Raw genomic sequence first — 14,643 nt, forward strand, 5'->3', positions numbered from 1 at the left:
TCTCAGCCCTTCGATGCACGGTTGCGGCGGCCGCCCCGGCGGGCGGACGGCAGGGTCTTGCCGACGATGACGGTGCGGCGGGTCTCCGGCTCGGGCTCCGGCGCCTTCTTGCCGATGGCGCGGCGCACGCCGTATCCGAACGCGGCGACCTTGACCAGCGGGCCGCCGAACGCGGAGGACACGGTGGAGGAGAGCGCGGAGGCGTTCGCGGTGACCTCCTGGACGTCCGCGGCGATCGAATCCACCCGGGCGAGCTGGGTGTTGGCGGAGCGCACGGTCGCCGACGCCTCGCTGAGCAGCGGGACGGCCTGTTCGGTCACGTCCGCGACCAGCTTGGTGGTCGCCTTGAGCGTCTGCGCGAGCCGGACCAGCGCAAGCGCCAGGAACGACACGAGAATCGCCCAGAAGACGGCCACGAGAATCCCGGCCACCTCTCCACCGGACACGTTGCACCGCTCCTTGCAGATCGTCGTCGCAGGTCATCGATTGGCAGGTATCGACCTTATCGCGCAACGACTGTGCGCCCGTAACCGATAACCCTCCGGTCCACGCCCCAGGGACCAGGGACGCGGACGGCCCGCGGGCCCCGCCCCGACCAAAGGTCGGAGGGAGCCCGCGGGCCGGAACGCGGGGAAGTACCTGCCGCTGGATCAGCGGGCGTAGTACTCGACGACGAGCTGCTCGTCGCAGATCACCGGGATCTCCTTGCGCTGCGGGTCACGGTCCAGGCGGAACGCCAGGGCCTTGAGGTTGACCTGCAGGTAGCGCGGGGTCTCGCCGTCGAGGGCGTAGCCACCCTCACGCGCGACCTGGAAGGGGTGCTTCTCGCGGCTGCGCTCGCGGACCATCACCACGTCGTCGGGACGGACGCGGAAGGACGGCTTGTCGACCTTGCGACCGTTGACCTCGATGTGGCCGTGCACGACCATCTGGCGGGCCTGGTAGATCGTGCGGGCGATGCCCGAACGCAGGACGAGCGCGTCCAGACGGCGCTCAAGCTCGATGATCAGCGCCTCGCCGGTCTTGCCTTCGACCTTCCGAGCGCGGTCGTAGGCGCGCGCCATCTGGCGCTCGCTGATGTCGTACTGGGCACGCAGACGCTGCTTCTCGAGCAGACGGACCTTGTAGTCACTGTTCTGCTTGCGGCCACGGCCGTGCTCACCCGGCGGGTAGGGGCGGGCCTCGAAGTACTTGACGGCCTTCGGGGTCAGCGCGATGCCGAGCGCACGCGACTTCTTGACCTTGGGACGCGACTGGTTCACGTGGAACGAACCTCCATGTAAGTTAGGTGAGCCTTACCTTAGTCGAGGAGAACGCATGATTCGACCTGGGATCCCCCTGCCCAGCGCTGGTCAGAGCGCCAAGAAGGGTCAGCCGCGTCCCGTGGAAGGCGCCCCCCGGCCCACAGCGGCGGAGCGCATACGTACTCTCGTGGCTTGCAAGGCTACGGCGTCCTTGACGATTCCCGGAATCGAGCACAGAGGCGAGCTGGGGGCCGACGAGCCCGCCGCACGCGCCCTCACCCCCGCGGGAGACCTGCTATTGCTGGTCTCCGGGGCCTCCGCGGCCGCCCGGGCGGCCGCCCACGCCCAGGATGATGAACTGGTTTGCGTGATGGAAATCACGGACGTCGCCCCGGTCTCGGTGGTCCGGCGGGTCCGCGCACACGCCTCGATCGCCGGCTGGCTGACCCCGGTGCCGCCCTCGCAGCGCGCGAAAAGCGCCCTGCTGCTCTCCGAGCACCACCCGGTGGGCGAACTGCTGGAGATCGACGGCGGCGACGCCCGCCGGCCGGCCTGGACCCTGCTGCGGGTGGAGGTCGGCGAGGCGTACGTGGACGATCTGTGGGGCGCGCAGGAGGTGGACCCGGACGAGCTGGCGGCCGCCGAGCCCGACCCGCTGGCGCCATACGAGGCCGAGCTGCTCCAGCATCTGCACGCGGCCCACGCCGACCAGGTGCGCGACCTGTGCACGCTGCTCGGCGACCGGGCCTGCGCAGCCGCCGGCGCCACGGCGGTGCCGGTGGCGCTGGACCGATTCGGGCTGCGCGTCCGCTACGCCACCGCGGACGGCCGGTGCTTCGACGCCCGCTTCGACTTCTCGGAGCCGGTGGCCGACATCGTGGGACTGCGGCGGGCGATGCACACCCTCTTCGAGGCGGCGACGCGCTGACCGGCGGCGGCCGTCCGCCCGGTCAGGACGGCTCCGCCTGCTCCGGCCGCCCCGCCTGCTCCGGCCGCTCACCGCGCAGCCGCAGCCGCACCCGCTCGACGACGTCGGCGTACCGCGCCTCGGCGCCGTAGCGGGTGGGGGTGTAGTACCGCTTGCCGTGCAGGGCGTCCGGGGCGTACTGCTGGGCCGCGATGCCGCCGGGCAGATCGTGCGGATAGAGGTAGCCCTGGGCGTGGCCGAGCTTCTTGGCCCCCTGGTAGTGGCCGTCCCGCAGATGCGGCGGGACCGGCCCTGCGAGCCCCTTGCGGACGTCCTCCAGGGCCGCGCCGATGGCCGTGGTGGCGGAGTTGGACTTGGGCGCCAGCGCCAGCGCGATGGTGGCGTGGCTGAGGGTGAGCGCCGCCTCCGGGAACCCGATCAGCGCGACGGCCTGGGCGGCCGCCACCGCCGTCGGCAGGGCGGTGGGGTCGGCCAGGCCGATGTCCTCGCTCGCGGAGATCATCAGCCGCCGGGCGATGAACCGCGGGTCCTCCCCCGCCTCGATCATCCGGGCCAGGTAGTGCAGCGCCGCGTCCACGTCCGAGCCGCGGATGGACTTGATCAGCGCGCTGGCGACGTCGTAGTGCTGGTCGCCGTCCCGGTCGTACTTCACTGCGGCCCGGTCGACCGCCTCCTCCAGGGTGCTGAGGGTGATCTCCGCCTCGCCCTTGGCTATCGCCGATCCGGCGCCGGCCTCCAGCGCGGTGAGCGCCCGCCGGGCGTCCCCGCCGGCGATGCGCAGCAGATGCGCCTCGGCGTCCTCGGGCAGCGTCACGGCTCCGCCAAGCCCCCGCTCCTCGGTGAGCGCCCGGCGCAGCAGCCCGCGCAGGTCCTCGTCGGTCAGCGGCTCCAGGGTGAGCAGCAGCGAGCGGGAGAGCAGCGGGGAGATGATCGAGAAGTACGGGTTCTCGGTGGTGGCGGCGATGAGGGTGACCCAGCGGTTCTCCACCGCGGGCAGCAGCGAGTCCTGCTGGGCCTTGCTGAAGCGGTGGATCTCGTCGAGGAAGAGGACGGTGTCCCGGCCGTACGCCCCGGAGGAGCGGCGGGCGCCGTCGATGACCGCCCGCACCTCCTTCACCCCGGCGGTGATGGCGGACAGCTCGACGAACCGCTTGTCGGTGGCCTGGCTGACCACGTAGGCGAGGGTGGTCTTGCCGATGCCGGGCGGCCCCCAGAGGATCACCGAGGAGGGGCCCACCCGTCGCCCACCACCACCCTTATAGGAAGCTTCGCCTCCCTCTTGCGGCCCCTCGGCGCCTCCCACGAGTCTGCGCAGCGGGGACCCGGGCCGCAGCAGGTGCTGCTGGCCCACGACCTCGTCGAGGGTGCGCGGACGCATCCGCACGGCCAGCGGGCTGCTGGCCGGGTCCTTCTCCTGGCGGTCCTCGGCGGCCGCCGTGAACAGGTCTGGCTCCACTCCGGAAGCGTATGTCAGCGCACTGACATCGCGGTGGCCGCGCGGATCGTCAGGCGGCCCACAGGTCGCTGCCCCAGCGGGTGAGGATCAGCATGCCGATGCTCCCGACCCACACCGCCGGCACGACCCAGTGGAACTCCAGCAGGCCGCGCTTGAGGCCGTCCGGCGCGGGCAGGAAGCCGTGCTTGAGGTTGAAGCCGGTGACGTAGCAGAACATCACGATCGTGGCGACCCAGGCCAGGGAGCACCACAGGCACAGCGCACCGATCTCGTACAGCGACTGGTACTGGAGCCAGGTGCAGAAGCCGACGCCGAAGAGGCAGCCGGCGTTGAAGGTCAGCCAGTACCAGCGCGGGAAGCGGGCCCCGGCCAGCAGTGACATGCCGACGCAGATCACGATCCCGTAGGCGACCAGGCCCAGCATCGGGTTCGGGAAGCCGAAGGCCTCCGCCTGCTCGCTCTTCATGATGCTGCCGCAGGAGACGATCGGGTTGATGCTGCACCCCGGCGTGAAGGTCGGGTCCTCCAGCAGCTTGATCTTGTCGAGGGTGATGACCCAGGAAGCGAGGAGTCCCAGCGCGCCGGTGATCACCAGCAGGAGCGCGAAGACGCGACCGCTCCCGACGGCGCCCCCGGCGCCGTCCTGTGTCTGCTCCGTGTCCACGCCGTCCATCACTGTCGTCGCCATATCCCGTTTTCCGTCACTGCCGGAGCCGCGCGGCCGAACCGCATGTCGGTTGCTGTCGCCCTGAGGGGCAGGGCCATTGTGCCCCAACCAAGGCCGTGTGCGGCCGGTATGGGGAGCCTCCGCCATACTGCCGTGCCCGTCGTTCGGTGGACATAAGACCCGGCGGGAAGTGGGGATCCGGGGCCGGAACCGCCCGGCCGGATGACCGGCGGGTGCGGGGTTGACGACCGGGGCCGTGGAGAGCGCGAGGGCCCGTACCGCCGCGGCGGTACGGGCCCTCGCGATGCCGGTCCGGTCAGCCGAGCTTCGCCCGGAGCTCGCCGACGATGCCGTCGAGCGCGACCGAGGTCTGCTCGCCGGACTCCAGGTCCTTGAGCTGGACCACGCCCTCGGCGAGATCCCGCTCTCCGGCGATCACCGCGAAGCGGGCGCCGGAGCGGTTGGCGCCCTTCATCGCGCCCTTGAGTCCGCGGCCCCCGTAGGCGAAGTCCGTCGCGACGCCGGCCCGGCGCAGCTCGGTGACGACGCCGAACAGGGTCCGCCGGGCCTCCTCGCCGAGCGGCACCGCGTAGACGCTGGTCGTCGCCGGCAGGTCCAGGGTGATGCCCTCGGCGGCCAGGGCCAGCACGGTGCGGTCCACGCCGAGCGCCCAGCCGACCGACGGCAGGGCGGGGCCGCCGATCATCTCGGACAGCCCGTCGTAGCGGCCGCCGCCGCCGACCGCGGACTGCGAGCCGAGGCCGTCGTGGACGAACTCGAAGGTGGTGCGGGTGTAGTAGTCCAGCCCGCGGACCAGCTTGGGGTCGTCCTCGAAGGCGACGCCGGCCGCGGTCAGCAGCTCGCGCACCTGCTCGTGGTAGCTCTTGCACGCCTCGCACAGGTGGTCGCGGAGCATCGGCGCCCCGGTCAGCTGCTTCTGCACCGACTCGCGCTTGTCGTCCAGGACGCGCAGCGGGTTGATGTCGACACGGCGCCGGGTGTCCTCGTCGAGGTCGAGGCCGCGCAGGAAGTCCTGGAGGGCGGCGCGGTAGGCCGGGCGGCACTCCTGGTCGCCCAGCGAGTTCAGCAGCAGCCGGAAGTTCTTCAGCCCCAGCGAACGGTAGGCGTCCACGGCCAGGATGATCAGCTCGGCGTCGAGCGCCGGGTCCTCGGCTCCGATGGCCTCCGCGCCGACCTGCGAGAAGTGGCGGTAGCGGCCCTTCTGCGGGCGCTCGTAGCGGTAGTACGAGCCGGAGTACCAGAGCTTGACCGGGAGGTTCCCGGCCTTGTGCAGATTGGCCTCCAGAGCGGCGCGCAGCACCGAGGCGGTGCCCTCCGGGCGCAGCGCGAGCTGGTCGCCGCCCTTGGTGGTGAGGGTGTACATCTCCTTGGTCACGATGTCGGTGGACTCGCCGACACCGCGGGCGAACAGCTCGACGTTCTCGAAGCCGGGGGTCTCGATGTAGCCGTAGCCGGAGCGCTTGAGGGGCGCCGCGATGGCCTCGCGTACCGCCAGGAAGGTGGCGGAATCCGGCGGGATCAGGTCATAGGTGCCCTTGGGGGCCTGGAAGGTACTCACGAAGGTCTTGTCACATTCCTCGTCGCGGGGCGGCGGTCTGGGCGCCGCCTCCGAGGCCGGCGGCCACCTCCCGCAGGAACGGGTTGGTGGCGCGCTCGCGGCCGATGCTGGTCTGGGGGCCGTGGCCGGACAGCACCACGGTCGAGTCGTCGAGCGGCAGGCACACACGGGCCAGCGACGCGAGCATCTCGTCCATGTCACCGCCGGGCAGGTCGGTGCGTCCGATGGAGCCGGCGAAGAGCAGGTCGCCCGAGAAGAAGACGGACGGGATGTCCGCCTGCTCGGGCAGCCGGAAGGTCACCGACCCCTTGGTATGGCCGGGCGCGTGCGCGACGGTCAGCTCCAGGCCCGCGAGCTCCAGCCGGCTGCCGTCGGTCAGCTCCCGCACGTCATCCGGTTCGCCGACGGTCAGCTCGCCCAGCAGCGGCATCCCGATGGAACGGCCGAGCGCCTTCCCCGGGTCGCTCATCATGTACCGGTCCGCGGGGTGGATCCACGCCGGGACGTCATGGGCTCCGCACACCGGCACCACCGAGGCGACATGGTCGATGTGGCCGTGGGTGAGGACGACGGCGACGGGCTTGAGCCGATGCTTGGCGATGGTCTCCTCGACGCCCTGGGCCGCCTGGTGGCCCGGGTCGATGATCACGCACTCCTCGCCGGCGGCGGGGGCGACCAGATAGCAGTTGGTCCCCCAGGCCCCGGCGGGGAACCCGGCAATGAGCACGATGGCCCTCTCACAGTCGTCGGCAGCGGTATTTCGGCAGTTCCAGAGCCTACCGGCGGAGGTCCGCGCACAGCGAACCCGTATACGGTACGGCCAGGCGATCGACGTACACGCTCGGACGCACGGACACAGACGGATGGCGCAGACGTGGAGGGGCGACCCGGTGGTCAGTAACGAGCAGCGGCGACGGCAGCTGGCGCGGGAGAAGTTCGAACGGCAGCAGCAGCGCCGGGAGGCGGCGCGGCGCAAGGCCCGTCGCCGCAGCGCGGTCATCGCGTCCGGTGTGGCCCTGGCGCTGGCGGCCGGTACCGCGGCGGTCGTCGCCGGCGCGCTGAACGACGACGACGGGTCGGCGACCGCGGCGCCGAGCCCCTCGGCGCCGGCCGAGCCGTCGATGAGCATCGACCGCAAGGCGACGTACACGATGTCCCTGAAGACGGATCAGGGGAAGATCACCGTCGCCATGGACGCGGCCAAGACCCCGCACACGGTCAACTCGTTCAAGCACCTGGCGGACAAGGGCTTCTTCAACGGCACCAAGTGCCACCGGCTGAGCGCCACCAACCCCTTCGTCCTGCAGTGCGGCGACCCGGAGGGCACCGGCATGGGCGGCCCCGGGTACACGATCCCGGACGAGAACCTCGGCGCCCTCGGCAAGCCCGACCCGAAGCGGAAGACGGTCAAGTACCGCGCGGGGACCGTGGCCATGGCGAACACCGGTGCCCCCGACACCGGCGGCAGCCAGTTCTTCATCGTCTACCGCGACAGCGAGCTGCCCCCCGCCTACACGCCCTTCGGCACGATCGACAAGGCCGGTCTCCAGGCCGTGCGGAAGGTCGCCGAGGGGGGCCTGAGGCCCTTCGATCCCAAGGACCCGAAGAACGGCGCCCCGAAGAAGGCCGTCACCATCGCCAAGGCCACCGTCGCGAAGGGCTGACGGGAGGGACTGGGCGAAGGACCGGGAGCGGGACTGGCGAGAAGGACCGATTTCGGTCGCGCTGGATGCGGACAGCCAGCGGGCCGGTCGCCTATGTTGGCGTTGTGCAGGGCGATTGCCCGCCGGAAGACACTGTGGACGATGCCCGTGGGCCGCGCGCCCGCCCGGCATCATGTTGAGGAGGCGCTGTGAGCAGCGACCCATGGGGCCGCGTCGATGAGACGGGGACCGTGTACGTGCGTACGGCAGACGGCGAGCAGGTCGTCGGGTCGTGGCAGGCGGGCTCTCCCGAGGAGGCCCTTGCCTACTTCGAGCGCAAGTACGAGGGCCTGGTCGTCGAGATCGGCCTCCTGGAGCGCCGGGTCAAGACCACCGACCTGTCGACCAAGGACGCGATGACCGCGATCGAGCATCTGCGCCAGCAGGTCGTCGAGCACCACGCGGTCGGTGACCTGGACGCGCTGGCCAAGCGGCTCGACAAGCTCGTCGCCGAGGTCGAATCGCGCCGCGAGGAGCGCAAGGCCGCCAAGGCGAAGCAGTCCGAGGAAGCCCGGCTGGCCAAGGAGAAGCTGGTCGCCGAGGCCGAGGAGCTGGCGGACAGCGACCAGTGGCGGGTGGCCGGCGAGCGGCTGCGCGCGCTGGTCGACACCTGGAAGGGCCTGCCGCGGCTGGACCGCAAGTCCGACGACGAGCTGTGGCACCGCTTCTCGCATGCCCGCTCGGCGTTCTCCAAGCGCCGCAAGGCGCACTTCGCCTCGCTGGACGCGCAGCGGGAGGATGCCCGCAAGGTCAAGGAGAAGCTGGTCGCCGAGGCCGAGGCGCTCTCCGGCTCCACGGACTGGGGGCCCACCGCCGCCCGGTACCGGGAGCTGATGGCGGACTGGAAGGCGGCGGGCCGGGCGCAGCGGGAGGCGGAGGACGAGCTGTGGAACCGCTTCCGCGGGGCGCAGGACGTCTTCTTCCAGGCGCGCGGCGAGGTGTTCGCGGAGCGCGACGCCGAGCAGCGGGAGAACCTGACCCGCAAGGAGGAGCTGGCCACGGAGGCGGAGAAGTTGCTTCCGGTCTCGGATCTGAAGGCGGCCCGGGCGGCGTTCCGCGGGATCAACGAGCGGTGGGAGGCCATCGGCCATGTGCCGCGTGACGCCCGGCCGCGGATCGAGGGCCGGATGCACGCGGTGGAGCGGGCCATCCAGGAGGCCGAGGAGGCCGAGTGGCGGCGGACCAACCCTGAGGCGCGGGCGCGTGCCCAGGGGCTGACCGGTCAGCTGCAGGACGCGGTCGACAAGCTGCGCGGGCAGATCGACGCGGCACGCGCGGCGGGGAACAACGCCAAGGCGGACAAGCTGGCCAAGGAGCTGGAGGGCCGGCAGGCGCTGCTGGACCAGGCGCTCAAGGGCCTGGAGGAGTTCGGCGGCTGACGAACCGGCTGACGATCCGGCGGGAAATCCGCTAGGCGCCGTGCGAGAGCGGCCTCGGTACGACGGTGGTGACATCGGGTACCGGGGCCGCTCCGGCGTTCTCCATCAGGTGCAGCGCGTGCCGCAGCACCTCGCAGGCCTGGATGTGGTTCCCGGACTCCTGGAGCAGTTCGGCGAGCCGGCGGCAGACCAGGACCGCCTCCGGGCCGGTGGACGCGCGCGTCTGGTGGAAGGCCTGTTCCAGCACCTCGATCGCCTCGCGGGTCTGCCCGGTGTCGGCGAGCAGCTCCGCCAGCTCCAGCTGTACGGCGAAGGTGGAGCCGTCGCCCTGGGGCGCCCGCTCCTGGAGGGCGAGCCGCAGCACCGGCAGCGCGTCCCCGTGCCGTCCCACCGAGCGGAGCAGCCTGGCCAGGCGCAGCCCGGTGGCGACCAGGGCGGCGCGCACATCGGAGTCGAGGACCGGGCCGGCCGGCGCGCGCCCGGTGGCACGGGCCCGGTTGCGGGCGATGGGCAGCCGCCCGCTGTCGTTCTCCTGGCAGCGCTGCGGCAGTGGCCGGTTCTTGGATCTGAGCCGCTCTCCGAGGACCCGGTAGCAGGTGTCGAGGTCGATGAGCTCGGGGCCGCCGGGGACGCCGAAGCGCAGGATGTGCAGCAGCTCGCCGGTGAACGCCGTGTGCCGCTCCCCGTCCGGGGCCAGCGCCACCCGGTCGCGCGGCGAGGCGGTGAGGACGTACGCCCCGCCGACGGCGACATGTGCGCTGAGGGCGTCGCCGTCGGCGCTCAGCGTGCGGGCGGCGCGGCCGCTGAAGCAGCAGTCGAGGATGAGGACGCGGTGGCGGGCCCGGGAGGCGCGGATGGCGGCGCGCAGGTGTTCGTACGCGACGGCGGTGTAGCCGGTGTTCTCGCGGGACCCGGCGAGCGCGAGGTACAGGTCGGCGGAGTCGGTGTCGCGCAGGCCGTGACCGGCGAAGTACACCAGCAGGGTGTCGGTGGCCTCGGCCCCGGCCCGGTGCACCGGGTCCAGCATCGCGGAGGGGTCCTGCGGGTCGCGGACCTGGGCGCAGTGCTCCTCGGGCAGCCCCCACAGCATGGTGTCGCGCAGCGCCTCGGCGAGGTCGCGGACATTGGCGGCGACGGCGGGCAGCTGCTCCAGGTGCTGGTACGCGGCAGTGCCGATGAGGACGGCGCGGGACGCGGCGGGGTCAGGCAGCCGGGTCATCGCCGCCGTTGCCCTCGGCACGGTGCGCGGCGAGCAGGTCGACGATCCGGCGTACGGCCTCGGCGTCGGCGGCCATGCCGGCCGGGATCTCCACCTCGATGTCGTCGCGGCGCAGGGTGAGGGCGGGCCGGGCGCGGCGGGCGTCGCGCCACTGGAGCAGGGAGACCGCGAGCGCGCCGCCGGACAGGGTGGAGTCGACGGCCAGTTGCAGGATGTCGAACCCGGTGCCCATGTGGCCGGGCAGGGGCCGGCCGTCGCCGGTAATCCGTCCGGTGACCAGCCGGTCGAGCGCTTCGTCCGCGCGCAACCAGCCCAGCAGCGACCGGAGTTCGCTCTCCCCGGCGGTGATCACGTCCACCTCGAACTCAGCCATCTCCCCCGTGCCTCTCCCGCTCGGTCCGAGCGCTCACCTTCGACAGCAGCGCCAGCGCCTCGCCGCCCGCGCCGAGGCGGGCCAGGCACACGGCCTGCCAGTACTGACTCGCCAGTGTCGTGGGGTCCTCCGCGCCCAGGGCCTTGTTGCACACCTGGGTGACGGTGGCCAGGATCTGCACCGCCTCCTGCACCTCGCCGCGCTGGACGAGGTTGACCGCCTCGCGCAGTCGGGTCCGGGCGCTGGCGACGGACATCGTGCTCATCACCAGCCGCCGGGTGGCGTCGCTCAGGGACACCCCCGGCCTGGGCGCGGGCGTCACGTCACCGGCGAACGGGGTGTCGAGGGGTGTGGCGGAGCCGGCCGGCATCGGGTCGTGGTCCAGGTATTCGGGGTGCGAGGACTCGGGCGCCGGCAGGGGGCGGAGCGCGGTGTCGACGGCCCGCCGGCGGACCCGGTCGCGCAGCAGCGAGGCCAGGGCGGAGGCGGCGCCGGGCGGCGGCCGGAAGGGGTCCTCCTCCTCGACCAGGGGTAACCGTGCGTCCGGGTCCGGGCCGGCGAGCCGGTCGACGAGCTCCGCGAGGTCGGCGGGGAGGTCCGGTCGGCGCTCCCGCAGGCTCGGTACGCCGCCGTCCACGGCGCGTTCCACCAGCACCCCGAGGTCGGACGCGTTGCCGAGCGGGGGTTCGCCGGTGAGCATCCAGTACAGGCACAGGCCCAGGGCGTAGAAGTCGGAAGCCTCGGTCGGCCGGTCGCCGCGGATGAGCTCCGGGGCCATGTACTGCGGCGTGCCCACGAGCGCCTCACGACTGGTGATGGCGGTGTCGCCGCGCAGCCGGGCGAGCCCGAAGTCCTGGAGGACCACGCGTCCGGCCAGGGTGACGTGCACGTTGGAGGGCTTCACGTCCCGGTGCAGGACGCCCGCCGTGTGGGCGGCCCGCAACGCCAGGAGCATCTGCGCTCCGATGTGCCGCGCGATCGCGGGGTCCAGCGGGCCCGCCTCGGTGACCAGCCGGTGCAGATCGAGCCCGTCCAGCAGCTCCATGACCAGGTACGGGGTGCCCTCGTGGACGCCGAAGTCATGGATGGTCACCACCGAGGGGTGCATGATCCGGGCGAGCCCGCGGGCCTCCCGGCGGAAGCGCTCCGGCAGTATGCCGCTCCCCGTGAAGTCCGTCGCGGCCGAAAGGATCTTGATCGCGACCCGGCGCTCCAGGGCGCAGTCCCTCGCTTCGTGGACCGCGCCCATGCCGCCCCTGCCGATCAGCCGTAACAGCCGGTACCGGCCGTCCAGGAAGTCCTGGCCCGCCATCCCCCACCCCCGCGGTGTGCGACTCAGCGCTGGCGTGCCGAGGTTACGCGATAGACGTCGTACACGCCCTCCACTCCGCGCACCGCCTTGAGCACATGGCCCAGGTGCTTGGGATCGCCCATCTCGAAGGTGAAGCGCGAGGTGGCCACCCGGTCCCGGGAGGTCTGCACGGCGGCGGAGAGGATGTTGACGTGCTGGTCGGACAGCACCCGGGTGACGTCGGAGAGCAGCCGGGAGCGGTCCAGCGCCTCGACCTGGATGGCGACCAGGAAGACCGAGGACTGGGTGGGCGCCCATTCGACCTCGAGGATGCGCTCGGGCTGCTGGGAGAGCGAGTCGACGTTGACGCAGTCGGCGCGGTGCACCGAGACGCCGCTGCCGCGGGTGACGAAGCCGATGATGGGGTCGCCGGGCACGGGGGTGCAGCAGCGGGCGAGCTTGACCCAGACGTCCTCCACGCCCTTGACGACGACGCCCGGGTCGGCGCTGGAGCGGCGCTTGGTACGGCTGCGGATCGGCGGCGCGGTCTCGGCGATGTCCTCGTTGGCGGCTTCCTCGCCGCCGAGGGCCTGCACCAGCTTCTGCACCACGCTCTGCGCCGAGACATGTCCCTCGCCGATCGCGGCGTAGAGGGAGGAGATGTCCGGGTAGCGCATCTCGTGGGCGAGGGTGACCAGCGAGTCACCGGTCAGGATGCGCTGGATCGGCAGGTTCTGCTTGCGCATGGCCCGCACGATGGCGTCCTTGCCCTGCTCGATCGCCTCGTCACGGCGCTCCTTGGAGAACCAGGCGCGGATCTTGTTGCGGGCGCGCGGGGACTTGACGAAGCCCAGCCAGTCACGGGACGGTCCGGCACCGGACGCCTTGGAGGTGAAGACCTCCACCAGGTCGCCGTTGTCCAGGGTCGACTCCAGCGGCACCAGCCGCCCGTTGACCCGGGCCCCTATGGTGCGGTGGCCGACCTCGGTGTGCACGGCGTAGGCGAAGTCGACCGGGGTCGCCCCGGCCGGCAGCGCTATGACGTCGCCCTTGGGCGTGAAGACGAAGACCTCGTTGCGGGAGAGGTCGAAGCGCAGCGACTCCAGGAACTCGCCGGGGTCCTCGGTCTCCTTCTGCCAGTCCAGGAGCTGCCGCAGCCACGCCATGTCGTTGACCGCGTCGTCCTTGCCGGCCTTCCCCCGGGGCACGTCGGTGCGCACCTTGGAGGCGCCCGCGACGGCCTCCTGCTTGTACTTCCAGTGCGCGGCGATGCCGTACTCCGCGCGCCGGTGCATGTCGAAGGTGCGGATCTGGAGTTCGACCGGCTTGCCGCTGGGCCCTATCACCGTGGTGTGCAGCGACTGGTACATGTTGAACTTGGGCATGGCGATGTAGTCCTTGAACCGCCCCGGCACCGGGTTCCACCGCGCGTGGATGGTGCCCAGTGCCGCGTAGCAGTCACGGACGGTGTCGACCAGGACCCGGATGCCCACCAGGTCGTAGATCTCGGCGAAGTCGCGGCCCCGCACGATCATCTTCTGGTACACGGAGTAGTAGTGCTTGGGGCGGCCGGTGACGGTCGCCTTGATGCGCGCGGCGCGCAGATCGGCCTGCACCTGGTCGGTGACGACGGCCAGGTACTCGTCCCGCTTGGGCGCCCGCTCGGCGACCAGCCGCACGATCTCGTCGTACATCTTGGGGTAGAGGATCGCGAAGGCGAGGTCCTCCAGCTCCCACTTGATGGTGTTCATGCCCAGCCGGTGCGCCAGCGGGGCGTAGATCTCCAGGGTCTCGCGGGCCTTCTTCTCCTGCTTCTCCCGCTTGAGGTAGCGCATGGTGCGCATGTTGTGCAGACGGTCGGCGAGCTTGATGACCAGCACCCGCGGGTCCTTCGCCATGGCGACGACCATCTTGCGGACGGTCTCGGCCTGGGCGGCCTCGCCGAACTTCACCTTGTCCAGCTTGGTGACGCCGTCGACGAGCAGCGCGACCTGGTCGCCGAAGTCGCGGCGGAGGGTGTCCAGGCCGTACTCGGTGTCCTCGACGGTGTCGTGCAGCAGTCCCGCCATCAAGGTGGCCGGATCCATACCCAGCTCGGCCAGGATGGTGGTCACCGCGAGGGGGTGGGTGATGTAAGGGTCGCCGCTCTTGCGCTTCTGGCCGCGGTGCCAGCGCTCGGCGACCTGGTAGGCGCGCTCGATCTGGCGCAGGGTGGAGGCGTCCGCCTTGGGGTCGTTGCCCCGGACGATGCGCAGCAGCGGCTCCAGCACCGGGTTGTACGGGCTGACGCGCTGCACGCCGAGGCGGGCGAGCCGGGCCCGGACCCGGTTGGAGGAGCCGGCGCGCGGGGCGGTGCCCGAGGCGGGCCGTCCGGAGGCGGAGGGCGGGGTCGCGCTCTTGGTGGCCGGCTCCGGCGACGGTTTCGCCGCACGGCCGGACTCCGCCTCGCGGCGGTGAGCGGGCGCGTCCGCGCTCCCCGGGGCGTCGGCGGCGGTCGGCTCGTCGAGGTGCGCGGCGGTCAGTGGCTGGGCCTCGTCTGGCAAGAGCACTCCTCACTGGGCCCTCCCGGCCGGTGGCGGGCAAGGAGGGAGGTGACCTGACCCTCAAAGGGGTCGGGATGCCATGGTATCGATCCCGCCACATGCGGCGCTCCGCGACCACCTGGCCCGGACTGCGCACCCGGCACCGAGCGGGCGCCCGGGGCCGGTGTGCGGCAGGTACGCCACAGGGCGGGAGCCCGGTGTTTTCCGGGTTCCCGCCCTGTGGGCGATCAGACCGTTCGGCGGGTGATCGCCGGTCATTCG

Annotated in this window: 13 protein-coding genes; 3 read left to right on the forward strand and 10 right to left on the reverse strand. The window is 71.9% G+C overall.

From position 1 onward, the window contains the following. Window positions 1-2 precede the first annotated feature (2 nt). On the reverse strand, window positions 3-446 hold the full coding sequence (locus AC4BDD_RS04280; protein WP_490689620.1) for a DUF948 domain-containing protein: 444 nt from the start codon (window positions 444-446) through the stop codon (window positions 3-5). A gap of 204 nt (window positions 447-650) precedes the next feature. Beyond that, window positions 651-1,262, reverse strand: coding sequence for a 30S ribosomal protein S4 (gene rpsD / locus AC4BDD_RS04285; protein WP_197991176.1), 612 nt, complete (start codon window positions 1,260-1,262; stop codon window positions 651-653). A gap of 193 nt (window positions 1,263-1,455) precedes the next feature. Between rpsD and AC4BDD_RS04290 the strand changes: the two genes are divergently transcribed. Then, window positions 1,456-2,172: a DUF2470 domain-containing protein gene (locus AC4BDD_RS04290; protein WP_490689621.1), complete on the forward strand. Its 717-nt coding sequence runs from the start codon at window positions 1,456-1,458 to the stop codon at window positions 2,170-2,172. Window positions 2,173-2,194: 22 nt separating this feature from the next. Here AC4BDD_RS04290 and AC4BDD_RS04295 read toward each other — a convergent pair whose 3' ends face one another. The 4 genes from AC4BDD_RS04295 to AC4BDD_RS04310 form a co-directional block, all read right to left on the reverse strand. Beyond that, the gene (locus AC4BDD_RS04295) at window positions 2,195-3,628 is read right to left on the reverse strand and encodes a replication-associated recombination protein A (RefSeq protein WP_490689622.1); all 1,434 of its coding nucleotides are present in this window, start codon (window positions 3,626-3,628) and stop codon (window positions 2,195-2,197) included. A gap of 49 nt (window positions 3,629-3,677) precedes the next feature. After that, window positions 3,678-4,301 (reverse strand): vitamin K epoxide reductase family protein, encoded by a 624-nt coding sequence (locus tag AC4BDD_RS04300; RefSeq protein ID WP_490691655.1) that lies wholly within the window; start codon window positions 4,299-4,301, stop codon window positions 3,678-3,680. A 310-nt stretch (window positions 4,302-4,611) separates the two neighbouring features. Next, the gene (gene hisS / locus AC4BDD_RS04305) at window positions 4,612-5,874 is read right to left on the reverse strand and encodes a histidine--tRNA ligase (protein WP_490689623.1); all 1,263 of its coding nucleotides are present in this window, start codon (window positions 5,872-5,874) and stop codon (window positions 4,612-4,614) included. Between the two features lie 10 nt (window positions 5,875-5,884). Further along, window positions 5,885-6,601 carry an MBL fold metallo-hydrolase gene (locus AC4BDD_RS04310; protein ID WP_490689624.1) on the reverse strand — a complete coding sequence of 239 codons (717 nt, stop codon included), beginning with the start codon at window positions 6,599-6,601 and terminating at the stop codon, window positions 5,885-5,887. 163 nt (window positions 6,602-6,764) lie between these two features. Between AC4BDD_RS04310 and AC4BDD_RS04315 the strand changes: the two genes are divergently transcribed. Together AC4BDD_RS04315 and AC4BDD_RS04320 are read left to right on the forward strand one after the other, a co-directional pair. Beyond that, window positions 6,765-7,538, forward strand: coding sequence for a peptidylprolyl isomerase (locus AC4BDD_RS04315; RefSeq protein WP_490691656.1), 774 nt, complete (start codon window positions 6,765-6,767; stop codon window positions 7,536-7,538). A 188-nt stretch (window positions 7,539-7,726) separates the two neighbouring features. Then, window positions 7,727-8,956 carry a DUF349 domain-containing protein gene (locus AC4BDD_RS04320; protein WP_490689625.1) on the forward strand — a complete coding sequence of 410 codons (1,230 nt, stop codon included), beginning with the start codon at window positions 7,727-7,729 and terminating at the stop codon, window positions 8,954-8,956. 31 nt (window positions 8,957-8,987) lie between these two features. Here the strand turns inward: AC4BDD_RS04320 and AC4BDD_RS04325 are convergent, their stop codons facing one another. The 4 genes from AC4BDD_RS04325 to AC4BDD_RS04340 are packed head-to-tail and all read right to left on the reverse strand — an operon-like array spanning window position 8,988 to window position 14,382. Beyond that, window positions 8,988-10,175, reverse strand: a complete 1,188-nt coding sequence (locus AC4BDD_RS04325; protein ID WP_490689626.1) for a caspase family protein — start codon at window positions 10,173-10,175, stop codon at window positions 8,988-8,990. Continuing rightward, complete coding sequence (locus tag AC4BDD_RS04330) at window positions 10,159-10,548, reverse strand: effector-associated constant component EACC1 (RefSeq protein ID WP_490689627.1); 390 nt, start codon at window positions 10,546-10,548, stop codon at window positions 10,159-10,161. The genes AC4BDD_RS04325 and AC4BDD_RS04330 overlap by 17 nt, the downstream gene beginning before the upstream one ends. Then, entirely contained in the window at window positions 10,541-11,860 is a 1,320-nt protein-coding gene (locus tag AC4BDD_RS04335; protein WP_490689628.1) for a serine/threonine-protein kinase, read from the reverse strand. Before AC4BDD_RS04335 ends, AC4BDD_RS04330 begins: the two co-directional genes overlap by 8 nt. A 23-nt stretch (window positions 11,861-11,883) precedes the next feature. Beyond that, entirely contained in the window at window positions 11,884-14,382 is a 2,499-nt protein-coding gene (locus AC4BDD_RS04340) for a RelA/SpoT family protein (protein ID WP_490689629.1), read from the reverse strand. Window positions 14,383-14,643: the final 261 nt, after the last annotated feature.

Source organism: Streptomyces sp. JLBT605, from assembly GCF_058215555.1.